This window comes from Variovorax sp. 10N412, assembly GCF_056394985.1.
In genome coordinates, this window is record NZ_JBFTIO010000005.1 from 1 (window position 1) to 21,823 (window position 21,823).

Annotated in this window: 21 protein-coding genes; 14 read left to right on the forward strand and 7 right to left on the reverse strand. The window is 65.4% G+C overall.

The features are described from left to right. From AC1DJH_RS14030 to AC1DJH_RS14085, 12 genes are all read left to right on the forward strand, one after another. Positions 1-4,383 (forward strand): RHS repeat-associated core domain-containing protein (locus AC1DJH_RS14030; RefSeq protein WP_478186104.1); only part of this gene is annotated, 4,383 nt, incomplete at its 5' end. Beyond that, positions 4,380-4,856, forward strand: a complete 477-nt coding sequence (locus AC1DJH_RS14035; protein WP_472118012.1) for a hypothetical protein — start codon at positions 4,380-4,382, stop codon at positions 4,854-4,856. The genes AC1DJH_RS14030 and AC1DJH_RS14035, both read left to right, overlap by 4 nt. Continuing rightward, positions 4,843-5,469 carry an RHS domain-containing protein gene (locus tag AC1DJH_RS14040; protein WP_472118009.1) on the forward strand — a complete coding sequence of 209 codons (627 nt, stop codon included), beginning with the start codon at positions 4,843-4,845 and terminating at the stop codon, positions 5,467-5,469. The genes AC1DJH_RS14035 and AC1DJH_RS14040 overlap by 14 nt, the downstream gene beginning before the upstream one ends. 388 nt (positions 5,470-5,857) lie before the next feature. Then, the gene (locus tag AC1DJH_RS14045) at positions 5,858-6,313 is read left to right on the forward strand and encodes an SUKH-3 domain-containing protein (RefSeq protein WP_472118006.1); all 456 of its coding nucleotides are present in this window, start codon (positions 5,858-5,860) and stop codon (positions 6,311-6,313) included. A gap of 202 nt (positions 6,314-6,515) precedes the next feature. Continuing rightward, the gene (locus tag AC1DJH_RS14050; RefSeq protein ID WP_472116124.1) at positions 6,516-6,806 is read left to right on the forward strand and encodes a hypothetical protein; all 291 of its coding nucleotides are present in this window, start codon (positions 6,516-6,518) and stop codon (positions 6,804-6,806) included. A gap of 78 nt (positions 6,807-6,884) precedes the next feature. Beyond that, complete coding sequence (locus AC1DJH_RS14055; RefSeq protein ID WP_435485396.1) at positions 6,885-7,280, forward strand: Imm50 family immunity protein; 396 nt, start codon at positions 6,885-6,887, stop codon at positions 7,278-7,280. A gap of 141 nt (positions 7,281-7,421) precedes the next feature. Further along, positions 7,422-7,778, forward strand: a complete 357-nt coding sequence (locus AC1DJH_RS14060; RefSeq protein ID WP_478186105.1) for a hypothetical protein — start codon at positions 7,422-7,424, stop codon at positions 7,776-7,778. A 480-nt stretch (positions 7,779-8,258) separates the two neighbouring features. Further along, positions 8,259-9,296, forward strand: a complete 1,038-nt coding sequence (locus AC1DJH_RS14065) for a substrate-binding domain-containing protein (protein ID WP_472116118.1) — start codon at positions 8,259-8,261, stop codon at positions 9,294-9,296. A gap of 26 nt (positions 9,297-9,322) precedes the next feature. Continuing rightward, complete coding sequence (locus tag AC1DJH_RS14070; RefSeq protein ID WP_472116116.1) at positions 9,323-10,285, forward strand: ABC transporter permease; 963 nt, start codon at positions 9,323-9,325, stop codon at positions 10,283-10,285. Then, positions 10,285-11,082, forward strand: a complete 798-nt coding sequence (locus tag AC1DJH_RS14075; RefSeq protein ID WP_435485399.1) for an ATP-binding cassette domain-containing protein — start codon at positions 10,285-10,287, stop codon at positions 11,080-11,082. The genes AC1DJH_RS14070 and AC1DJH_RS14075 overlap by 1 nt, the downstream gene beginning before the upstream one ends. Then, positions 11,075-12,301 (forward strand): ROK family transcriptional regulator, encoded by a 1,227-nt coding sequence (locus AC1DJH_RS14080; protein ID WP_478186106.1) that lies wholly within the window; start codon positions 11,075-11,077, stop codon positions 12,299-12,301. Before AC1DJH_RS14075 ends, AC1DJH_RS14080 begins: the two co-directional genes overlap by 8 nt. Before the next feature lie 123 nt (positions 12,302-12,424). Further along, positions 12,425-13,573: an ATP-binding protein gene (locus AC1DJH_RS14085; protein ID WP_472116110.1), complete on the forward strand. Its 1,149-nt coding sequence runs from the start codon at positions 12,425-12,427 to the stop codon at positions 13,571-13,573. Positions 13,574-13,582: 9 nt separating this feature from the next. Here the strand turns inward: AC1DJH_RS14085 and AC1DJH_RS14090 are convergent, their stop codons facing one another. The 7 genes from AC1DJH_RS14090 to AC1DJH_RS14120 all read right to left on the reverse strand — a co-directional run bounded on the left by AC1DJH_RS14090 (position 13,583) and on the right by AC1DJH_RS14120 (position 19,834). Continuing rightward, entirely contained in the window at positions 13,583-14,224 is a 642-nt protein-coding gene (locus AC1DJH_RS14090; protein ID WP_472116107.1) for an FHA domain-containing protein, read from the reverse strand. 188 nt (positions 14,225-14,412) lie between these two features. Then, positions 14,413-14,583 (reverse strand): hypothetical protein, encoded by a 171-nt coding sequence (locus AC1DJH_RS14095; RefSeq protein WP_435485403.1) that lies wholly within the window; start codon positions 14,581-14,583, stop codon positions 14,413-14,415. A 129-nt stretch (positions 14,584-14,712) separates the two neighbouring features. Further along, positions 14,713-15,726 (reverse strand): Bug family tripartite tricarboxylate transporter substrate binding protein, encoded by a 1,014-nt coding sequence (locus tag AC1DJH_RS14100; protein WP_472116104.1) that lies wholly within the window; start codon positions 15,724-15,726, stop codon positions 14,713-14,715. Positions 15,727-15,739: 13 nt separating this feature from the next. Next, positions 15,740-17,149: a sensor histidine kinase gene (locus AC1DJH_RS14105; protein ID WP_472116172.1), complete on the reverse strand. Its 1,410-nt coding sequence runs from the start codon at positions 17,147-17,149 to the stop codon at positions 15,740-15,742. A gap of 108 nt (positions 17,150-17,257) precedes the next feature. Continuing rightward, entirely contained in the window at positions 17,258-17,923 is a 666-nt protein-coding gene (locus AC1DJH_RS14110; protein ID WP_435485405.1) for a response regulator, read from the reverse strand. A gap of 26 nt (positions 17,924-17,949) precedes the next feature. Further along, complete coding sequence (locus tag AC1DJH_RS14115; protein WP_472116101.1) at positions 17,950-18,954, reverse strand: Bug family tripartite tricarboxylate transporter substrate binding protein; 1,005 nt, start codon at positions 18,952-18,954, stop codon at positions 17,950-17,952. A gap of 73 nt (positions 18,955-19,027) precedes the next feature. Next, positions 19,028-19,834, reverse strand: a complete 807-nt coding sequence (locus AC1DJH_RS14120; RefSeq protein WP_478186107.1) for an IclR family transcriptional regulator domain-containing protein — start codon at positions 19,832-19,834, stop codon at positions 19,028-19,030. A gap of 197 nt (positions 19,835-20,031) precedes the next feature. Here AC1DJH_RS14120 and AC1DJH_RS14125 point away from each other — a divergent pair, with 197 nt between their 5' ends. Both AC1DJH_RS14125 and AC1DJH_RS14130 read left to right on the forward strand, forming a co-directional pair. After that, entirely contained in the window at positions 20,032-20,955 is a 924-nt protein-coding gene (locus AC1DJH_RS14125; protein ID WP_472116098.1) for a shikimate dehydrogenase family protein, read from the forward strand. Positions 20,956-20,982: 27 nt separating this feature from the next. After that, positions 20,983-21,816 carry a shikimate dehydrogenase family protein gene (locus AC1DJH_RS14130; protein ID WP_472116095.1) on the forward strand — a complete coding sequence of 278 codons (834 nt, stop codon included), beginning with the start codon at positions 20,983-20,985 and terminating at the stop codon, positions 21,814-21,816. The last annotated feature ends 7 nt before the right edge of the window (positions 21,817-21,823 follow it).

Below are 21,823 nucleotides of genomic sequence, written 5' to 3' on the forward strand. Positions count from 1 at the left end.
CCGCCGAGCATGGCGGCCGCGCGCATGAGCCTGCGGCCCACGCTGCACCTGGTGCGGCAGGAGCTGAAGAACGCCGCGTCCAACCTGGGCGAGGCCATCGTCACCACGCTGGTGGGCCACCTGAACGCCACCATCGCCGGCGAGCTGGACACCTTCATCGAGGGTGCCATCGCCAAGCTCGACGGCATCCTGAAGAGCTGCGCCGACCTGGCCGACAAGATCATCGACAACCTGGTGGACATCCTGCGACGCGTGCTGGGGCAGAAGGACCTGTTCAACGTGGCCACGCCCGGCGCGGCCGAAGCCCGCGTGCATGACCCGAAGACGGAGAGCACCTGGCGCCGCATGTGGGGCACGGCCGTGCGCTACACCAAGCAGTCGGCCAACTACGTTGCCAAGACGGCCGCGAGCCAACTGCCCGCGGGCGTGGCCAGCCGGGTGGACGGCGTGATTTCGCAGATGCTCGACTTCAAGCGGCAGCTGCGCAGCCAACTGTCGGCGCTGGCCAACAAGGAGACGCAGGCCAGCATCATGTGGCTGCTGCACAAGCTCATGGACGCGCTGCTGCGCAGGAAGGGCAAGCAGCACGCGATGCTGTCGCCGAACACCGGCGCCAAGGCCGAGAAGGTCAAGCCCGGTGAGCCGCTCGAGCACATCACCAGGCAGGCGCCGGCGCAGGGAACGGGCGGCTGCAAGACCTGCCCTGCCCTGCCGCGCGTGGGCAAGTCCATCAGCCTGGCCACCGGCAACGAGAGCTTCACGCACACCGATTTCGCGCTCGCCGCGCCGCTGCCCATCGAGTGGTCGCGCACCTATGCGAGCGACCTCGACGCTTTCGACCGCGGCAGCCTCGGCGCACGCTGGATCACGCCGTTCAGCACGCGGGTGGACGTTGCCACGCCCGTGCGCGGTGCGCGCCAGGGGCAGGCCAGCTTCGTGTACCACGCGGCCGATGGCCGCAGCCACGCCTATCCGGTGCTGCAGGTGGGGCAGAGCCACTTCGATGCCATCGAGGAACTCCGCATCTCGCTGCTGAGCGAGAGCCTGCTGGCGCTGGACTTCGGCAAGCCGCTGCCCGCCGGCGAACAGAGCGAATGGCGCGAGATCTACGAGCGCGTGGACAGCCGCCAGCCGCACTACCGGCTCGTGGCGCAGCAGGCGAAGGACGGCAAGTCCATCGGCCTGCGCTACGACCATGTGATTGCGTCGACCGGCGAGCGCGTGCTCAGCGACATCGTCAGCAAGCAGGGCGAGGTCGTCATGGCGCACGTGGGCACGCAGCCCGATGCGCAGACCGGGCTCATCCAGTCGCTGTGGGAGCTGAAAGACGGCCAGGTCGTGCGCCAACTGGCCGCCTACACGCACGATGCGGAACGCGACCTCGTCGCCGCACAGGACGAAGACGGCGCGAGCTGGGCCTACACCTACGCGCACCATCTGGTCACCCGCTACACCGACCGCACCGGCCGCGGCATGAACCTCGAATACAACGGCACGGGCGCCGATGCCAAGGCGGTTCGCGAGTGGTCCGACGACGGCAGCTTCGCGCTCACGCTGGAGTGGGACCCGAACATCCGCCTGACCTACGTGACCGACGCAGTGGGCGGCGAGACCTGGCACTACTACGACATCCAGGGCTACACCTACCGCGTGATCCACCCCGACAAGCTGCAGGAATGGTTCTTTCGCGACGACGCCAAGAACATCACCCGCCATGTGCACACCGACGGCAGCACCGACGACTTCACCTACGACGAAGACGGCAACCTGCAAACCCACACGCGCGCCGACGGCAGCCGCGTGCATTTCGAGTACGACAAGCTCAACCGCCTGACGGGCATCCTCGATGCCGAAGGCGGCGTGTGGAAGCGCGATTACGACGCGCAAGGCCACCTGACGGAAGAGATCGACCCGCTGGGCCACAAGACCGAGTACGCCTACGACAAGGCCGGCCGGCCGGTGCGCATCACCGATGCGAAGGGCGGCGTGAAGTCGCTCGCCTATTCGCCCTCGGGCCAGTTGCTCAGCTACACCGACTGCTCCGCCAAGACCAGCCAGTGGGAATACGACGCGCGCGGCCGCCTCACCAAGGCCACGGATGCCGCGGGCAACGCCACCAGCTACCGCTACGCCGCCGGCCAGCTCGAACAGGTCGTGCAGCCCGACGAGACCGTCGAGCACTTCGTGCACGACGCCGAAGGCCGCCTGCTTACACACACCGATGCGCTCGGGCGTGCCACGCGCTACGGCTATACCCGAGCCGGGCTGATTGCCGGCCGCACCGACGCCGCAGGCCGCTCGCTCAAATACCAATGGGATCTGCTGGGCCGCCTGACCGAGCTGCACAACGAGAACGGCAGCCGCTACGACTTTCGCTACGACCCGGCGGGCCGCCTGCTCGAAGAGACCGGCTTCGACCGCAAGACCACGCAGTACATCCACGAAGCGACCACCGGCATCCTCGCCGAGGTGGTCGAAGCCGGCCACCGCACGGCGCTCGACTTCGATGCGCTCGGGCGCCTGAGCGAACGCAGGGCCGGCGAGCAGGCGGAGCACTTCGGCTACGACCGCAGCGGCCGGCTCATCGAGGCCGCCAACGGCGACGCGCGCCTGCAGTGGTTCTACGACGCGGCCGGCAACCTCACGCGCGAGCACCACGACTACCTCGAACGCAAGCGCACGGCCGTCTGGCAACACCGCTACGACGAGCTCAACCAGCGCATCGCCACCGTGCGGCCCGACGGCCACGTCACGCAGTGGCTCACGTACGGATCGGGCCATGTGCACGGCCTGCTGCTCGACGGTCAGGACATCCTGGAGTTCGAGCGCGACGACCTGCACCGCGAGGTGGCGCGCGAGCAAGGCAACGGCCTGAGCCAGCACCTGAAGTACGACCCCGCCGGGCGCCTGCTCGAACAGCAGATCTCGCGCACCAGGCCCGGCGCCGTCGAGGCTGCGAGCGCGGCCGGCATCCAGCGCAGCTACAGCTACGACAAGGCCGGCCAGCTCGTGGGCATCGGCGACAGCCGTCGCGGCAACCTCAGCTACCGCTACGACCCGGTCGGGCGCTTGCTCGAAGCCAACAGCCGCGTGGGCCGCGAGGTGTTCGCCTTCGACCCGGCCGGCAACATCGCCGACCCCGCAACGCCTGCAGACCCGGACCAGCGCGCAGTTGGCAAGCTGCTGGACAACCTGCTGAAGAACTACGCCGGCACCAGCTACCGCTACGACGAACGCGGCAACATGACCGAGCGCGTGCGCAACGGATGGCGCACCGTCTTCGCCTGGGACGGCTTCAACCGCATGACCGCGGCCACCGACCCGAGCGGCATCACCACCACCTTTGCGTACGACGCGCTGGGGCGGCGCATCGCCAAGCGAACGGGCGAGGCGACCACCCTGTTCGGCTGGGACGGCGATGTGCTCGCGTTCGAGAGCACGCAGAGCAAATCAGCGGTGGAAGAGGGCGGCGAGCACGGTTTCAGCGTGCACTACATCCACGAGGCCGGCTCGTTCGTGCCGCTGGTGCAGGTGCGCCAGGCGCGCGCGATGGCGCTGAGCGAGACGACGGATGCGAAGGCGCTGATGGAGGCCAACGGCGGCGTCTACGACATCGAGCAGGACCCACTGTGGAACGGTGAGCAACGCAGCGGCGCGGTGCCGCGTGCGTTCGACAGGAAGGAGATGGCGTTCTATCAATGCGACCACCTTGGCACGCCGCAGGAGCTGACGGACCATGAAGGGGTGGTTGCGTGGTCGGCGCAGTACAAGGCCTGGGGAGAGGCGCGGGAGGCGATCAGCGAGGCGGGGAGACGAGCGGGGGTGCGGAATCCGATACGGTTCCAGGGGCAGTATTTTGATGAAGAGACGGGGCTGCATTACAACCGGTATCGGTATTACGATCCGTGCGCAGGCCGATTCATTTCAAAGGATCCCATTGGCTTGATTGGCGGCTCAAATCTTCATCGATTTGCTCCCAACCCGGTAGCGTGGACCGATCCTTTGGGCCTTGCTCGAAAGAAAGGCATCACGCCAAACAACCAAGGCACGCGGACCACTATCGAAGGCGGGAAGCTTTCTGAACCTGTCGTCGGATACAGCGGTGGAGCTGGTGGAAAGGGGCCGCAGCACCCAGTGGTCAAAGAAATGTATGACGAGATCCCAGTAGACGATAGGTCCAAGACACACCCTTGGTGCGGCGAGCCCGACGCGCTTAGCAGCATCGCGCATTCGCACAATGCTTCTAGCGTTGACGAACTTCGGGGCATCGTTCAGGGAGGTACGTCGACGACCGTGAGAAATGATGGGAAGTTGATGCCGTACTGCAAATCGTGCAAGGTTGTCATGGGCCGGCTTGGTGTTTGTGATGGAGTGAAAGAATGATTGGTCCGTACACCGATGAAGAAATTAGCGAACTTGATGCTCTCGAAGAGCAACTGACGGACAGGCATGTGCCCTTTGGCCGAATGATGAAGATGTATGCCGAGTTCCTAAGCACTTGCATCTTGACTGGTCGGTTCGATCAGGCGATCCCACCGACGCAGCTGAACTTCATTGCTAAGCAACTTCAGGAGGCCGTTGTCAGCTCTGAAGCAAGCAATAGCGACGAGCTTCGCAAACCGGGCAAGCTTGCGCTATGGGCGTTGTCCGATCGTTCCGAAAAAGAAAACCCGGCCCTGGCCGCGTTGAGCCGATGCGCCGTCTGCTGCTTCTATGAAGACACAGACTGGAATCCGGACGAAAACGAAAGCCCAACGCCCTTACCGTTCTATCTTTTCTTGCTTAAGCGGCTTGCCCCCGAAATGGGCATGGAGTTTTTGAAGTACGCCCGGAAATATTTGCTTGATCCTCTGTGATTCGGCGCCAATCGACTGGGACAGCGCCCTGCTCGGGTTCGAGAGCACGCAGAGCAAATCAGCGATTCAGGAGGGCGGCGAGCGCGGCTGGAGCGTGCACTACATCCACGAGGCCGGCTCGTTCGTGCCGCTGGTGCAGGTGCGCCAGGCGCGCGCGATGGCGCTGAGCGAGACGACGGATACGAAGGCGCTGATGGAAGCGAACGGCGGGGTCTACGACATCGAGCAGGACCCGCTGTGGAACGGCGAGCAGCGCAGCAGCGCGGTGCCGCGTGCGTTCGACAGGAAGGAGATGGCGTTCTATCAATGCGACCACCTTGGCACGCCGCAGGAGCTGACGGACCATGAAGGCGCGGTTGCGTGGTCGGCGCAGTACAAGGCCTGGGGAGCGGCGCGGGAGGCGATCAGCGAGGCGGGGAGACGCGCGGGGGGCGGAACCCGATACGGTTCCAGGAGCAGTATTTTGATGAAGAGACGGGCTGCATTGCAACCGGTATCGGTATTACGACCCTTACAGCGGAAGATTCACGTCCAGCGACCCAATCAAACCTATTGGAGGCCCCAAATTCGTATGAATACGCGCTCAATCCGATCCAGTGGATCGACTTATTAGGGCTTCAAAGATCTAAGGGATGCCCCAATGCGCTTGAAGATGCAAAGCGAGAAGCAGCAAGGCTCAGGGCGATAGGCGGAAAATTACCCACAGCCACTTGTGCAATGGTGAACCGTAGAACCGGAAAGATCTATACCGGAACCAGTGAAACAAAACTCAAAAACATTAATGGAGAATTGGGAGTTGGCATGCCAGCATCTTCGTTGGAAAGCTGGGGCGCAAACAATTGCGCGGAAATTCATGCGGAAAATAAAGCATTAAAAGATGGGTCGTCCATTGTCGACCTCGATGTCGCTACTGTCTACACGAGGTCAGGAGAGCCGATGCCCTGTTGTAAAAATTGTTCGGTGACATTCAAGAAATTCAAGGTTCTGACAGGCAATAGATCATGGCTTATCAATTAAATCCAAAATTGACTGCTGCTCTGGGGCGTTTCGGTTGGAATTCTGCGCGAAAGATCGAAACGAATCAGTTTGCATCTGACTGGAAGAAAGATGGCTACAAAACATTTCGGGAAGCATTGGATTTTGCTGGATCTTTTGGAGGTATTAAATTAGTGCATCCCGCCTACAGCGGAGAATTATCCGATGAAAGCCATTTTGATCCTTCCGCGGCTACGCGTCGCTTAGACCGCGCTTGGATCGTTGGAGATTATGAACGACTCGCCGGCGAGGTGTTAATTCCGATCGGGCAAGGCTATTCCGGGCATTTGACGTTCTTAATTGGCGATTGCGGTGGCTTTTTTGGGGGGTATGACGATTACTTTTGCAGGATGGGGAAAACGGTAGAAGAAGCTTTGGACAAGATTATGTTTGGCGGTAAGTTTCAGAAGCTCTCGGAGTAAGACGGGTCTATTTGGTGCAAGGCCTGGGGGAGGCGCGCGAGGCAATCAACGGGGCGGGGTGACGGGCGGGGGTGTGGATCCCGATACCGTTCCAGGGGCAGTATTTTGATGAAGAGACGGGGCTACATTACAACCGTTTCCGATACTTCGTGGCGATATTTTTGTGGGCCGCCCCACCCACTGTCCTTTGGCAAGGAAGAAAATGGATGACGCAGAATTAATTGACAAAATTGAGTCAATAGTTAAATCAAAAAAGGTCTATTGGGTTCAGGGTGACTATATTCGCGCCGGCGAAACGGTTCATTGGGAGTGCTTTATCAGGCCGCTTGAAGACTCTGTTGCGGTAGGCTTTGATGAATATTTGGATAAATACGAGGAAGCCGTGGATATGTATGATGCGTATATTAGAAATAAGCTCCCAAATATCAAGGCGGCCGTGGATTTTGTTCTGAGCTCATTTCCTCTGGCTGCTGAAAAAATGCGTGTGCGCTGATCACTGCGTGACTAGAGAAGCAAGCTTGGCCTAGGGCGTGCGCAGGCGCTGTGTTGCCCACTCGTACGAGTTAAAAAAATGAATGACTACCAGAAGATCCTAAATCCTCAGGCTTTGTTGGCGCCGTATGGAGATTTTTCGCCCCTGAGTGATTCAAAAGTATTGGAAATACTATTGAAGCGAGATGAACCCAGATTTTCCATAAAACTAATGACCGAGAAAAGGCCGAGAAATCCCCCGGCCAGATGGGCCAGGGCCTACGATGTTATTTATCTGGGCGTATCGTTTCTCGGGGTTAAAAAGTTGGTTGCGACTGACTGGGATCATAAGAACACAGTGAGTCGACTCAGCATCCAAACTTCCAACGGCTTGGCCTCGGTGCACATGCATTGCATAGAAGGTTTTTCGATGATCTTCGATTGCGAGTGGATCTCGATCGACAGTCTGGTTCCGGGAAGTATCGGAACTGCGTAGGCGGCAAATTAATTATTGATCGATGGTGTTTGCGTCGGCTATACGTGCCAATAAAGTGAAGATATTTAAATTTGGCGTGGCATCTTGTTCTCGGGATTAAAGGTGATAATTTTCAATTTTGGGCCGTTGAGCAAGGATGAGTTGACGATCACACTCGACGACGAGGGCGCCAGACTGTTGCTCTCTCGAATTGCCGCGCTGGCTCACTGCGCATCACTTGTTGAACGCGTCGACTGTTTTTGCTATTCGGGTGAAAATCTGGAGCGCGCGCAAATCGAGCTTCGTGCGGAGAATCCAGATCTCCTTGAAAGGGGTAAAGGCAAATTGCTGCTGCGATTGAGTGGCGATGTAATCGAGTATGCAGATCATCAATTGGAGGTATTCTTGGAAAAAGGGTACTTCTTTCCTGCAGAGTATTGGTCTTTCTCGCGATCGGATCGAAAATATGATACTCAGGTCTTTTTCGAAAAATTTGCTGCGACCAATGCCGTCGCGTAAATGATGATCGAATTTGCGTCCATTGCTGTTTCTAATTTTGACTGGGGTAATTACGAGACGGTTCAAGGGTCTGCTGACTGAATCCCGCAAGCATTGCGCTCGTTGCTTGATGCTTCGTTGGCGCAAGCCGATAGCTACTATTGGGAAATTGAAAATCAAGTTGTAGTGCAAGGGCAATTGTTCAGTGCCGCCGAGCCGACGCTTCAAGTACTTGTCGCATCCCTTTTGGATCCAAGGCCTGGCTTATGTCCGTACGCATCTGCTTGCTTCGCGTTAGTCCGAGGCATTGGCGAAGGACGCCCGCGACGGATTGTTCCGCTACCAACCCCCGGGTTTCCGATAACTAAACCCACTTGATTTAGTCCTCCCGCTGGCCGATAGTCCCCCTGCGCCCGGACGCCGCGCCCCCTGGCCGTAACGCGATCCGGTTCCCAAGCCCGCAGGCACCACTTCCCCAGCCTGCCCACGGAGACAAAAATCATGCAACGCAGCAGCATCAGCCGCACCCGCTCCCTCCTGGCCCTGGCCGCCACGACCCTGGCCGTATCGGCCGCATTCACCGCCACCACCGCCGCCTTCGCCGCCGACCAGCCCGTCATCGGCCTGGTCACCAAGACCGAAACCAACCCCTTCTTCGTGAAGATGAAGGAAGGCGCGCAGGAAGAAGCCAAGAAGCTCGGCGCCAAGCTGCTGTCGGGCGCGGGCAAGGCCGACGGCGACAACGCGGGCCAGATCACCGCGATGGAAAACATGATTGCGGCGGGCGCCAAGACCATCCTGATCACGCCGAGCGACGCCAAAGCGATCGTGCCGGCGATCAAGAAGGCGCGCGACAAGGGCGTGATGGTGATCGCGCTCGACAGCCCGGCCGATCCGCCGGACGCGACCGACGCACTGTTCGCCACCAACAACTACACGGCCGGCGTGCTGATCGGCGAATACGCCAAGGCCGCGATGGCCGGCAAGCCCGCGAAGATCGTCGCGCTCGACCTGCTGCCGGGCCACCCGGTGGGCGCGCAGCGCCACAACGGCTTCATGAAGGGCTTCGGCCTGGCCGCGAACGACGCCAAGTCGAACGAGCTGTCGAAGGCGCCCGAAATCGTGTGCATGGCCGACAGCTACGGCGACCAGGCCAAGGCGCAGACCGCGATGGAAAACTGCCTGCAGAAGGCGCCCGAAGTGAACCTGGTCTACACCATCAACGAGCCCGCCGCGGCCGGTGCGTACAACGCGCTCAAGCGCGCAGGCAAGGAGAAGGGCGTGCTGATCGTCTCGGTGGACGGCGGCTGCCAGGGCATCAAGGACACCAACGCCGGCGTCATCGCCGCGACCTCGCAGCAGTACCCGCTGAAGATGGCCGCCATGGGCGTGGCCGCGGGCGTGGAGTTCGCCAAGACGGGCAAGAAGGCTTCGGGCTACGTCGACACCGGCGTGACGCTGATCGCCGGCAAGAGCGTGGCGGGCGTGGACAGCAAGGACACCAAGACCGGCGCCGACCTGTGCTGGGGCAAGAAGTAAAAGCGTAGCCCGGGGAGCACACAACGATGGCGACAAAACCTGCAACGCACCACATCCCCTGGGGTGCCCTGGGGCCGTGGCTGGCCCTCTTGGGCGCATGCGTCTTCTTCGCGACCCAGTCCGACCGGTTCCTGACCGGCGGCAATCTCTCGCTGATTCTTCAGCAGGTGATGGTGGTCGGCGTGATCGCCATCGGCCAGACGCTGATCATCCTCACGGCCGGCATCGACCTGTCGTGCGGCATGGTGATGGCGCTGGGCAGCATCATCATGAGCAAGTTCGCCACCGAACTGGGCATGCCGGTGCCGCTGGCCATCCTGTGCGGCATCGGCGTGACCACGCTGTTCGGCCTGCTCAACGGCCTGCTGGTCACGCGCATCAAGCTGCCGCCGTTCATCGTGACGCTGGGCACGCTGAACATCGCGTTTGCCATCACGCAGCTTTACTCGTCTTCGCAGACCATCACCGACCTGCCGGGCGGCCTCACCGGCCTGGGCACCACCTTCACCATCGGCAGTGCCGAGGTGGCGTGGGGTTCGGTGCTGATGGTGGCGCTGTACGCGCTCGCGTGGTTCGTGCTGCGCGAGACGGCCGCCGGCCGTCACATCTACGCGGTGGGCAACAACGCGGAGGCCACGCGGCTGGTGGGCATTCCGACGCAGCGCGTGCTGCTGGGCGTGTACGTGGCGGCGGGCGTGCTGTACGGCATCGCCTCGCTGCTGTCGGTGGCGCGCACGGGCGTGGGTGACCCCAACGCGGGGCAGACGGAGAACCTGGACGCCATCACCGCCGTGGTGCTCGGCGGCACCAGCCTGTTCGGCGGGCGCGGCATCGTGCTGGGCTCGCTGATCGGCGTGCTGATCGTGGGCGTGTTCCGCAACGGTCTCACGCTGATGGGCGTGTCGTCGATCTACCAGGTGCTGGTGACGGGCGTGCTGGTCATCCTGGCGGTGGCTGCGGACCAGCTCTCGCGCAAGGGAGCACGCTGATGAACGCCGTTGCCAACCCCAAGATCGTGATGCAGGCCAAGGGCCTGGTGAAGCGCTACGGCCAGGTCACGGCGCTCGACGGCGTCGACTTCGAGCTGCGCGAGGGCGAGATCCTCGCGGTGATCGGCGACAACGGCGCGGGCAAGTCCTCGCTCATCAAGGCGCTGTCGGGCGCGGTGGTGCCCGACGAGGGGCAGATCCTGCTCGACGGCAAGCCGGTGCACTTTCGCAACCCGCTGGACGCGCGCCGCGCGGGCATCGAGACGGTGTACCAAGACCTGGCCGTGGCCCCGGCCATGACCATCTACGAGAACCTGTTCCTCGGGCGCGAGCTGCGCCGCCCCGGCTTCTTGGGCAACGTGCTGCGCATGCTCGACAAGAAGAAGATGCTGGTCGAGAGCACCGCGCGCATGGCCGACCTGAAGGTGGGCATCCAGTCGATGACACAGGCGGTCGAAACACTCTCGGGCGGGCAGCGCCAGTGCGTGGCGGTGGCGCGCAGCGCGGCTTTCGCGCGGCACGTGGTCATCATGGACGAGCCGACCGCCGCGCTGGGCGTGAAGGAAGGCAACATGGTGCTGGAGCTGATTCGCCGGGTGCGCGAGCGCGGCCTGCCGGTGGTGCTCATCAGCCACAACATGCCGCACGTGTTCGAGGTGGCCGACCGCATCCACGTGGCGCGGCTGGGCAAGCGCGCGGCGGTGCTCAACCCGAAGAAGATCAGCATGAGCGACACGGTCGCCGTGATGACCGGCGCGATGACGGCCGATCAGCTGCCCGCGGAGGCGCATGCCTGATGCCGACGCAGCACCTGCGCGCATGCCCGACCTGCTGCGGCCCCGCGGCTCGAACCAGGTCGGCATGCGCCAGTTCAACGAGCGCACGGTGCTGCAGGCACTGCGCGTTCACACCAGCCTGCCCAAGGCCGACCTGGCGCGGCTCACCGGGCTGAGCGCGCAGACCATCGGGCTCATCACCGCGCGGCTGGAGGAAGACGGCCTCATCGTCAAGCAGAGCCGCGTGCGCGGACGCATTGGCCAGCCCTCGGTGCCGCTGGCGCTGAACCCCGACGGCGCGTTTTCCATCGGCATCAAGGTGGGCCGGCGCGGCGCCGAGTGGCTGCTGATCGACTTCACCGCGCAGGTGCGCGAGCGCCACGCCATCAGCTACGACTTTCCCGACGCGGACGAGTTGCTGCCCGCCATTGCGCAGCACATCCACCGGCTGCGCGACGGGCTCGGGCCGCTGGCCGCGCGCAATGTGGGCGCGGGGCTGGCCGCGCCGTTCCAGCTGGGCGGCTGGCACCGCACGCTGGGCCTGTCGAAGGCGCAGGCCGACCTGTGGAACCAGATGGACCTGGCCGCCGAGGTGCGCGCGCGTACCGACGTGCCGGTGAGCTTCGCGCGCGACACTGTGGCCGCCTGCGTGGCCGAACTGGTGAGCGGGCGCGGGCACGACCTGAAGAGCTTCCTGTACATCTTCGTGGACACCTTCGTGGGCGGCGGGCTGGTCATCAACTCGCACCTGCATGCGGGCGCGCACGGCAATGCGGGCGCCCTCGCGTCATTGCCGATGCAGCCGCCGGCCAGCGGCGGTGCGCTGCCGACGCAGCTGATCGCACAGGCCTCGCTGTGGGAGCTGGAGCAACGGCTGGCCGGCGAGGGCCTGGACGCCACGGCCGCCTACGACGACCGGGCGTTGCAGCCGCCCTTTGTCGCCAGCACGCAGGCCTGGCTCGAAAGCGCATCGCATGCCTTGGCACACGCCATCGTGAGCGGCGCCGCCATGCTCGACCTGGCCGACGTGGTGGTGGACGGCTCGATGTCGCGCCTGCTGCTGCAGGCCCTTCTGGAGCGCACGCGCGCCGCGCTGGACCGCTGCAACTGGGAAGGCCTGTGGCGCCCCCAGGTGCACGGCGGCAGGGCGGGAGCGCTGGCGTGTGCGCTGGGCGGCGCGATGCTGCCGCTGCACGTCAACTTCGCGCCGGACCACGAGGTGTTCCTGAAGGCGGCCTGAATTAGCTGCGTGAGGCAATCGCCAGCGGAGTTGGCTCGTTCGTCCTACGTGGAACTCGCAAGGGGGGCGGGAGGATCCGGCGAATGCCTGAATGAATGTTTCCGGGCGAAAAACTAGGTATGCATGAAGCTTTCCCGCTTTCTCACGGAGCGCGCCGAAGACATCCTGGTGGACTGGGAGGCCTTTGCCAAGACGTTGAAGCCCGCCGCCACCCTGATGACCAGCGAGGCATTGCGCGACCACGCGCACCAGATCATCAAGGCGATTGCACTGGACATCGACAGCTTCCAGAGCAAGGCCGAGCAAACGGCCAAGTCGCATGGTGACGCGGATGACGAGGGAAGTTTTCACAGTGCTGCCGCGATCCACGGCACGTTGCGGGAGGTCAGCGGCTTTTCACTGACGCAGCTCACGGCGGAATTTCGATCGCTGCGTGCGAGTGTTCTGCGCCTGTGGCTGCCCACCGTCGAGGAGTTCAACCGCGAGGTCGTGGAGGAAATGACGCGCTTCAACGAGGCGGTGGACGAGGCCCTGGCCGAGTCGGCAATGACCTTTTCCGAGCACACGAACCACACGCGCGAGCGCTTCCTGGCCATCCTCGGCCACGATTTGCGCACGCCCCTGGCCGCCATCAGCATGACCGGCCTGCTGCTGGAGCGGTCGAAGAACCTCGACGGCAACGCCGTCACCGGCAAGCGGCTGGTGCGGAGCGCCGCCACCATGACGACCATGGTCAACGACCTGCTGGAGTATTCGCGTACGCAACTCGGCGGCAAGATGCCCATGGCACCCGCAGCGGCGAACATGGGCGACATTGTTCAGGCCGCCCTTCACAACGCGTCTTCGGCAAACCCCGATTGCGTGTTCGACTTGAACACGCGCGGCGACCTGTCGGGCGATTTCGACGACGTCCGGCTTCAACAGGTGGTCGTGAACCTGCTCGCCAATGCAGCCCAGTACAGGGCGAAGGGGACAAGCGTCCAGCTCGACGTGGCCGGCGAAACGAATGACGTGCTGGTCTGCGTGACCAATCGCGGCCCCGCGATTCCGGCCGAATCGCTCAAGACGATCTTCAGCGCGATGGTGCAGCTGCCGCTCGACGGAGAGCAGCCCGGGCGCCCGCGCACAAGCCTCGGCCTGGGGCTGTTCATCGCGCGTGAGACGGTCCTGGCGCACGGTGGCTCGATCCACGTGGCGTCGACCGACGCGGGGGGCACGAGTTTCTCGGTCCGCATTCCTCGCGCCGTTGCGGCGCCGAGAGCGCCGACCTGAGAAGCGCATTCACACTTCGATGAATGCGAGGCGCGTCGCCCGGTCGAGTTCAATTACGTCGTGCTCTTTCAACGGCATCGCTTCGGTGTCCAGCAGCTTGCCGTTGAGCGTGACCACACCCATCACGCTGGCAGCGACGTAGCCTTGCCGGCGTCGTGTGACCGCGGCCACGGCCACACCGGGCGTACCGACGGTGGTGACGACCTTGCGCAGCGACAGCTCCCGGCCTTCCCCCTGCCCTGACAGCACGCGCAGCACGGGCACGCGCGGCGTCCCGGCTTCGGCAGGTTCCGTCGGTGCAAATTCCGTGGGCATGGGCCGAGCCGCGGTCGGCTCGCTGCCCGCGCCGTGTTTATCAGTGCCGACGTCGGCGTCCAGAAAGAGGATCTGACAACCGCCTACCTCGATGAAGTCGTTGTCCTCGAGCGCCTGCTGGACAACCGGCACCCCATTGACGAGGGTCCCATTGGTGCTGCCCAGGTCTTCGATGAACACCTGGTTGCCGCGCAAATGCAGCGCCGCATGACTCGCGCTCACGGTCAACCTGTCGAGAACGATGTCGCAGTCCGTACGGCGGCCGATCGTCGTACGGCGTTTGACCAGTGCCACCTGCGACAGGTTGGCACCGATTGAAATTACCAGCTCCGGCATTCGTATTTCCTGTGAAGACAACTGTGCCCGTGCGGGCGAAGCAATGCACCATGCCCCGCCGGGCTGATCGGAAAATGAGCGCTTAGGTATACGTCCGGTGTAGTCGCAGGGCTTGAAACCCTGTCGCCCGACGAATCCCCCGCGCTGAAAAGAAAGCCCCGGAACCGGGGCTGACGGGGAGCGGAGGATCAGTTCGATCCAGGGGCATCGCCCTCGGGAGGCTCTGCGTCCTCATGCTTCAACGCAGGCTTCTGCCCGGGCTGCGGCGCATGGATGGCGCCAGGTGCGATTTCTTCGCCGTGGTGTTTCTTTTCCTGCTGCACTTTTTTGTCGTGCGCGACATTGCGTGGATCGGTCATGCACGCAGGTTGGACGCTCGCTGGCTGCCGAACGTGGGACGGGGCGCCTATTGCGGGTCAGCGTCAGGGGATGGACGCGCTTGCACGACGTTCGCCGCGACCGACCGCTCGCGTCGGCAAGCCGACGAGTCAGGGCTTCCAGCGGCGCAGACCGAGCTCGTCGGCGAGCACCCGGTAAGCGGTGATGCGCGCCTGCACGTAGCCGTCGAGCGCGGCGCCGGTGAGCGTGAAGGGGTACAGGCCATGCTGCTCGCGCAGCGCCGCAAAGCCGGGTGCGGCGGCCGCTTCGCGGAAGGCGGCGGCCCAGGCGTGCACGGCCGGCTCCGGCACGTCCGCGCTCACGTAGAGGCCGCGCACGGTCGGCCACACCAGGTCCACGCCTTGCTCGCGCGCCGTCGGCACGCCGGTGAGCGCGCCGCCCAGGCGCTGGTCCGACAGCACAGCGAGCAGCCGCACCGCCGCGCCCCCCGCAATGGCCTGCAGCGCCTCGGCCGCGTCGCCGGGGAAGGCATCGACATGCCTGCCCTGCAACGCGCTCAATGCGTCGCCACCGCCTTCGAAGGACACGAAGCGCATGGCCTTGTGGTCGCGCCCCGCCGCGCGCACCAGCAGGGCGGCCTTCACCCAGTCCTGGCTGCCGACGGTGCCGCCCGCGCCGAAGGCAATGCGCGACGGGTCTTGCCGCAGCGCGGCGACCAGGTCCTGCAGGCGCTTGTAGGGCGAGTCGCGGTGCACGGCGATCACGCCGTAGTCGGTGCCCAGCGTGGCGACCCAGCGCACGGCCGAGGGCGGGTGCGGGCCGAAGCGGCCCTGCGCCAGGTTGAGCAGCGAGCCACTCGAAAACGCCACCAGCGTGCCGGGACCGCCGAGTTGGCCGGTGGCGATGCGGTCGAACGCGACGGCGCCGATGCCGCCGGGCAGGTATCGCTGGCCCAGCGGCGGACGCGCGGGGCGCACGGCCTGCAACGCATCGCGCGCAAGGGCGCAGGTCAATGCGAAACCGCCGCCGGCCTTGGCGGGAATGACGCAGTCGGCGGCGTCTTCGGAAGGGTCGTTGGCAGCCAGCGCGCGCGTGCCGAGCCAGGGCATCAGCAGCGCGGACAGCGTGCGAAGTGCATGGCGGCGGGAGGTCTGCAAGGGCATGGCGGCAGTCGCGTCAGGTGGCGGTGGGAGCCGATGTGCGCGGCCACCAGATGATCGCATGCAGCCCGCGCCCGGCCTCGCGCGCTTCGAGCCGCAGCTCGCCCTGGTGCCGCTGCGCGATCGAGCGCGCAATGGCCAGCCCGAGCCCGAAGCCGCCCTTGCCCGCGCGCGCCCCGCGCCGGAAGCGCTGGCCCAGTGCGGTGCGTTCCTCGTCGCTCAGGCCCGGGCCGTCGTCCTCGACGTTGAGGCTCCAGCCTGCGGCGTCGCCCGCCGCAAAGAGCGTGATCGTGCCTTCGGCCGGCGTGTACGTGATGGCGTTCGTGACCAGGTTGCTCAAGGCTTCGCGCAGCAGGCCGCGGTCGGCCACAGCACGGAATTCGGGCGTGGGCGAATGAATGCCCAGGTCGATCCGCTTGGCGCGCGCCAGCGGCAGCAGGTCGAGCGCCACTTCGCGCAGCAGCGCGGCCATGTCGAAGGCGGCGGGCTCCACCGACACCGTGTCGCTGCGGCCCAGCGCCAGCAGCTGCTGCGCGCTGCGCGTGGCGCGGCCGATCTCGGTGCCCAGCGCATCGAGCGCCACCTGCACCTGCGCCGGGTCTTGCTCGCGCCGCGCGTAGTCGGCCTGCATCTGCAGCGTGGTGAGGTGCGTGCGCAGCTGGTGCGAGGCGTCGTCCAGGAACTGGCGCTGCTGCGTCACCAGCGCCTGCGTGCGCGACATCTGCTGGTTGACCGCGGCCACCAGCGGGCGCACCTCGGCGGGCAGGTCGGTCTCGGCGATGCGCGTGAGATCGTCGCTCGTGCGGGCCTGCACCTCGCGCGCGAGCCGCGACAACGGCCGCAAGGCAGCCGCCAGCGCAAGCGCGGTGCCGCACAGCAGCATCGCCAGCACCAGCCCGTCGCGCAGCGCCGCGCTGCGCACGAAGCGCGCGCTGAACTCCTGCCGCGAGCGCGTGCTTTCTCCGACCTGGATCAGCACGCTGCGCCCGGTGCTGCCCGCCGGCGCGCGGTCGAGGTCGCGCCGGTAGGCCGCCAGGCGCACGGCCTCGCCGAAGTAGGTGGCGTCGTAGAAGGCCGGCACGCCCATGGCGAGCTCGGCGGGCGGCGCGGGCAGGTCGGCGCTGCCCAGCTCGACCAGCCCGTCGGAGGTCGCCACGCGGAAGAACACCTGCCCGCTGGCCGTGAGCTCGAAGAACTCGAACATCGTGTACGGCAGCTCGACCGACAGGCCGCCCGAGGCGGTGGAGATGTTGGCATCGATGGACTTGAGCGCGCCCAGCAGCGAGCGGTCGTAGGCCGCGTTGGCGGCGGCCAGCGCGTCGTGCCGCGTCATCCACAGCTCGATGCCGGTCACGAGCAGCAGCGCGGGGAACAGCAGCAGCGCCAGGCGCTGCCAGAGGCTCGCGCGCTTGAGCCTCTGGCGCATGCGCGCAATGCGGCTCACGCCGTGGCTCCGCCGCGCCGCCGGTGTTGCCCCCGGCGAGGTGGGAGGAGACGCGACACGAAGTGCGCGAAGCCTGGGGGTGAGCCCATGTCAGTCGGTTTCCAGTACGTAGCCCAGGCCGCGCAGCGTGACGATGCGCACGCCGCTGCCGTCCAGCCGCTTGCGCAGCCGGTAGACGAACACCTCGACCGCTTCGGGGTGCACCTCTTCGTCGTCGGAGAACACGCGCTCCAGGATCTGCTGTTTCGACAGCGGCTCGCCGCTGCGCTGCACCAGCACGCGCAGCACGGCCAGCTCGCGCGGCGAGAGCGCGAGCGCCTCGCCGTTCAGCGTGAAGTGCTTGCGTGCACCGTCGTACACCAGCGCGCCGCAGGCCAGGCGCGGATGCTCGACGCCGCGTGCGCGCCGCACCAGCGCGTGCAGGCGCGCCTCGAGTTCGGCCAGTGCGAAAGGCTTGGCGAGGAAATCGTCGGCGCCCGCGTTGAGCGAGGCCACCCGCTCGCTCAACGAGTCGCGCGCCGTGAGGATCAACGCGGGCAGCCGCTGGTCGCGCTCGCGCAGCCGCTGCAGCACCGTGTGGCCGTCCATGCCCGGCAGGCCCAGGTCGAGCACCAGCGCGTCGTGCTCGCGCTGCTGCAGCGCCCGGTCGGCCAGGCGGCCGTCGTCCACCCATTCGACCTGGATGCCCGCATGCTCCAGTGCCTTGCAGAGCCAGGTGCCCAGGGTGTGTTCGTCTTCGGCCAGCAGGATGCGCATGGCGCCGATGCTAGGGCCTGGAACGCTCAGTCTGGTTTGATGTTTGCCCGGGCGATGACTTTTTGCCACCGGGTCTGTTCGGCCGTGATGAACTGCGCGAACTGCTCCGGCGTGCCGCCGACGGCTTCGGCCGCGTCGGCCGACAGGCGCTGCATCGAGTCGGGCGACTTCACGGCCTTCATGGTCTCGGCCGAGAGCTTGGCCAGGTTGGCCGGCGTGAAGTTGGCCGGCGCGAGCATGCCGTACCACTGCGTCATTTCGAAGCCCGGAAAGCCCTGCTCGGCCACGGTGGGCACGTCGGGCAACTGCGCCAGGCGCTTGGCCGAGCCGGTCGCGATGCAGCGCACCTTGCCCGCCTTGATGAACGGAATGATCGCCGCCGCGCCGATGGCCGAGGCGTCGAGCCGGCCCGAGAGCAGGTCGGTCACCATCGGGCCGGTGCCGCGGTAGGGCACGTGCAGCATGAACACGTCGGCCGTCATCTTCAGGTACTCGAAGGCCAGGTGGCCCGCGCTGCCGTTGCCCGCCGAGCCGTAGCTGAGCTTGCCGGGCCTGGACTTGGCGTAGGCGATGAACTCCTTGAGGTTCTTCGCCGGCACGTCGGGGTGCACCACGTACAGGCTGGGCACCTTGGCCAGCAGGCTCACGGGCTTGAAGTCCTTGTTGGCGTCGTAGGGCAGCTTGGCGAAGATGTACGGGTTGACCGCCAGCGTGCCGATGTGGCCGAGGATGATCGTGTGCTGGTCGGTGCTGCGCGCCACCTCGCTCATGGCGATGTTGCCGGCCGCGCCGGGCTTGTTGTCGACGAACACGCTTTGGCCGAGGGTGCGCGAGAGCTCGGCGGCGGTCGAGCGCGCGACGATTTCAGAGCTGCCGCCGGGGGCAAAGGGGACGACGAAGCGAATGGACTTGCTGGGCCAGGTCTCTTGCGCCGAGGCCAGCGACGGCAGCAGGCCGCCCAGGGTGAGGGCGCCGCCGGCTTGCAGCCAGTGGCGGCGGGTGTGTGCGTCGTTCAGGAAGGGTTCCGACATGGTGCGTGTCTCCGTCTTTTTGGGGAAAGTGCGCATCCTGCACTGTGGATGCTGTCGGAATGCTGTCAGTGCATCAGATCAGGTTGCGCATCGCCTGCGCCGTCTCCCGCAACACCGGCAACACCCGCGCCACCGCGTCTTCCGAGCTCTCATGCCCCATGGGCATCGTGATGTTCAGCGCGCCCACCAGCGTGCCGTGCCGGTCGCGCAGCGGCGCGGCGATGCCGCGCGAGTTCAGGTCGAGCTGCTGCTCCGACAGCGCCCAGCCCTGTGCCCGGATGCGCGCCAGCTCCAGCCGCATGCGCTCCATGCTCGCGATGGTGTGCGAGGTGAACACGGTCAGCGTCTTGGTCGCCAGCCATTCGTTGAGTTCGGCGTCGCTGCGCAGTGCAAGCATCAGCATGCCTGAGGCCGTCACCTGCGCCGGCACGCGCGCGCCCAGCACGTAGCCGGTGCTCATGCTGCGGTTGGGGCCGTTGCGCGCGATGTAGACCACCTCGTCGCCGTCCATCACGCTCAGGTACGCAAACTCGTTGGTGCCGGCCGCCACGCGCTGCAGAAAGGGCTGCACCACGCGCGGCAGGCGGGCCGATTCCAGGTACGACTGCCCCAGCCGCAGCACGCGCGGCGTGAGCCAGAAGAGCTTGCCGTCGCTCGCCACGTAGCCCATGTGCTGCAAGGTGAGCAGGTAGCGCCGCGCGGCGGTGCGGGTCATGTTCGTGCGCTGGCCGGCCTGGCTGGCGGTGAGGCGCGGGTTGGCGTCGTCGAAGGCCTCGATGATGCTCACGCCGCGCTCCAGCCCGGCGATCCAGTCGCGCTTGTCCAGCCCCGCGGGCGGTGCGGCGTCGTCCTTGTCCAGGTCCTCGCTGTCCTTCGTCATGGCGGAAGTGTGCCTTCGGTAGAGGGGCGATGGGTGCCGGCGGCACCCCTGAAAACCCTCAAATTGAACGATGATCGATTTCTGTAGTTCGATAATCGCACGTTTGAAGCTCCCTAAGGCAGCAAGGGTGAGGCGAAGGGTCTATAAAGCGAGGCATTCGGCCTCGAAACGAGCGATTGACGAACGGAAGCAAGCACATGAGCCATTCCATCCGCGGCAGCACCCAGGCGTACCTGATTCCGGGCGACCCGGTTCGCAATGTGCGGCTTCCGCGCATGTTCAACGCCGCCTTCGAGCGCTACGAGATCGACGCCGTGCTGCTGCCCATGCAGGTGCCGGTGCGCGACTTCGCGGTGTTCTTCAAGTCGGCCTTCCTGGCGCGCAACGTGCGCGGCATGGTGATCGCGCCGCCGCACAAGCCGCTGGTGGTCGACCTGCTCGACGGCTGCGGCCTGTTCGGGCGCGTGGCGGGCTCGGTCAACGTGGTGCGCCGCACCGAGGGCGACCAGCTCGAGGGCGACCTGTTCGACGGCGAAGGCCTGATCGGCGCGCTGGACCGCTGCAACATTCCCTTCCGCGGCAAGCGCGTGCTGATCCTCGGCGCGGGTGTGAGCGCCGCGGCCATCGGCGTGGCGCTGGCCGAAGGCGGCACGGTGAACGGCGCGGAGCACATCGCCTTCTTCGACAGCGCGGCCGGCAAGGCGGCCGGCGTGGCGGCCAAGCTGAATGCCTTCTTCGACGCGACGGTGGTCGCGGTGGAGAGCAATGCGCCCGAGGGCTACGACCTGGTCATCAACGCCACGCCGCTGGGCCTGGTCGAAGGCGACGCGCTGCCGGTCGACGTGACGCGCATGGACGGGCATGCCGCGCTGTTCGACATCCTGCTGCGCAACCAGCCCACGCCGCTGGTGCGCGCGGCGCGCGCACGCGGGCTCAATGCGCAGGCGGGTTTCGAAATGCTCATTCAGCAGATGCCGCACTACCTGCGCTACTTCGGCCACCTCGATGCAGCGACCGCGCTGCAGGCCGACGCGAACTTCCTGCGCGAAATCGTCTACCCGCCGGCCATGCAAGCGGAGATTGCGCAGCCCCTGCGCTATCACTCGCCCAGCGTGGCCTGAGCCTCATCTTTCAACGAAACGAACGACATGATTTCCGGCAAGACCACGCTCATCGCCCACCTGGGCTTTCCCACCGAGGCCTTCAAGGCCCCGATGATCTACAACCCCTGGTTCGACAAGCAGGGCATCGACGCGGTGGTGGTGCCCATGGGCGTGAAGCCCGAGGACTACGCGGCCTCGCTGCCGCAGATCTTCAGGTTCAGCAACCTGCGCGGCGCGCTGGTGACCATGCCGCACAAGGTCACGACGATGTCGCTGGTCGACGAGGTGACACCCACCGCGCGCGTGGCGGGCGCGTGCAACGCCATTCTCAAGCGCCCCGACGGCACGCTGCTGGGCGACCAGTTCGACGGCGCGGGCTTCGTGCGCGGCGTGGAGCGCAAGGGCCGCCTGTTCAAGGGCACGCGCGTGCTGGTGTCGGGCACGGGCGGCGTGGGCTCGGCCATTGCCGCATCGATTGCGGCGGCCGGCGCCGCCGAGCTGATGCTGTTCGACATGAGCGAGGCCTCGGCCAACGCGTTGGCCGCGCGGCTGCGCGAGCACTATCCGCAGATGAAGGTCGCCACAGGTTCGAAGGACCCGGCCGGCTACGACGTGGTGGTCAACGCCACGCCGCTGGGCATGAAGGAGAGCGACCCGCTGCCCTTCGACGTGGATCGCATCGATGCGGGCACCTTCGTCGGCGAGGTCGTGATGAAGACCGAGTTCACGCCGCTGCTGCTGGCCGCCAAGGCCAAGGGCTGCCAGGTGCAGGTGGGCACCGACATGCTGTTCGAGATGATTCCGGCGTACCTGGAATTCTTCGGATTCGGCACAGCGTCCCCGGAGGAATTGCGCGCCGTGGCCCAATTGAAGTATTGAAAGAGCA

Bases quoted from the DNA above. Each gene is read 5' to 3' on its own strand.
- AC1DJH_RS14085 (WP_472116110.1), top strand. From the start codon at position 12,425: ATGAAGCTTTCCCGCTTTCTCACGGAGCGCGCCGAAGACATCCTGGTG.
- AC1DJH_RS14065 (WP_472116118.1), top strand. From the start codon at position 8,259: ATGCAACGCAGCAGCATCAGCCGCACCCGCTCCCTCCTGGCCCTGGCC.
- AC1DJH_RS14080 (WP_478186106.1), top strand. From the start codon at position 11,075: ATGCCTGATGCCGACGCAGCACCTGCGCGCATGCCCGACCTGCTGCGG.
- AC1DJH_RS14045 (WP_472118006.1), top strand. From the start codon at position 5,858: ATGGCTTATCAATTAAATCCAAAATTGACTGCTGCTCTGGGGCGTTTC.
- AC1DJH_RS14100 (WP_472116104.1), bottom strand. From the start codon at position 15,726: ATGCCCTTGCAGACCTCCCGCCGCCATGCACTTCGCACGCTGTCCGCG.
- AC1DJH_RS14035 (WP_472118012.1), top strand. From the start codon at position 4,380: ATGATTGGTCCGTACACCGATGAAGAAATTAGCGAACTTGATGCTCTC.
- AC1DJH_RS14110 (WP_435485405.1), bottom strand. From the start codon at position 17,923: ATGCGCATCCTGCTGGCCGAAGACGAACACACCCTGGGCACCTGGCTC.
- AC1DJH_RS14075 (WP_435485399.1), top strand. From the start codon at position 10,285: ATGAACGCCGTTGCCAACCCCAAGATCGTGATGCAGGCCAAGGGCCTG.
- AC1DJH_RS14125 (WP_472116098.1), top strand. From the start codon at position 20,032: ATGAGCCATTCCATCCGCGGCAGCACCCAGGCGTACCTGATTCCGGGC.
- AC1DJH_RS14050 (WP_472116124.1), top strand. From the start codon at position 6,516: ATGGATGACGCAGAATTAATTGACAAAATTGAGTCAATAGTTAAATCA.
- AC1DJH_RS14120 (WP_478186107.1), bottom strand. From the start codon at position 19,834: ATGACGAAGGACAGCGAGGACCTGGACAAGGACGACGCCGCACCGCCC.
- AC1DJH_RS14115 (WP_472116101.1), bottom strand. From the start codon at position 18,954: ATGTCGGAACCCTTCCTGAACGACGCACACACCCGCCGCCACTGGCTG.
- AC1DJH_RS14095 (WP_435485403.1), bottom strand. From the start codon at position 14,583: ATGACCGATCCACGCAATGTCGCGCACGACAAAAAAGTGCAGCAGGAA.
- AC1DJH_RS14090 (WP_472116107.1), bottom strand. From the start codon at position 14,224: ATGCCGGAGCTGGTAATTTCAATCGGTGCCAACCTGTCGCAGGTGGCA.
- AC1DJH_RS14070 (WP_472116116.1), top strand. From the start codon at position 9,323: ATGGCGACAAAACCTGCAACGCACCACATCCCCTGGGGTGCCCTGGGG.
- AC1DJH_RS14055 (WP_435485396.1), top strand. From the start codon at position 6,885: ATGAATGACTACCAGAAGATCCTAAATCCTCAGGCTTTGTTGGCGCCG.
- AC1DJH_RS14105 (WP_472116172.1), bottom strand. From the start codon at position 17,149: ATGCGCCAGAGGCTCAAGCGCGCGAGCCTCTGGCAGCGCCTGGCGCTG.
- AC1DJH_RS14130 (WP_472116095.1), top strand. From the start codon at position 20,983: ATGATTTCCGGCAAGACCACGCTCATCGCCCACCTGGGCTTTCCCACC.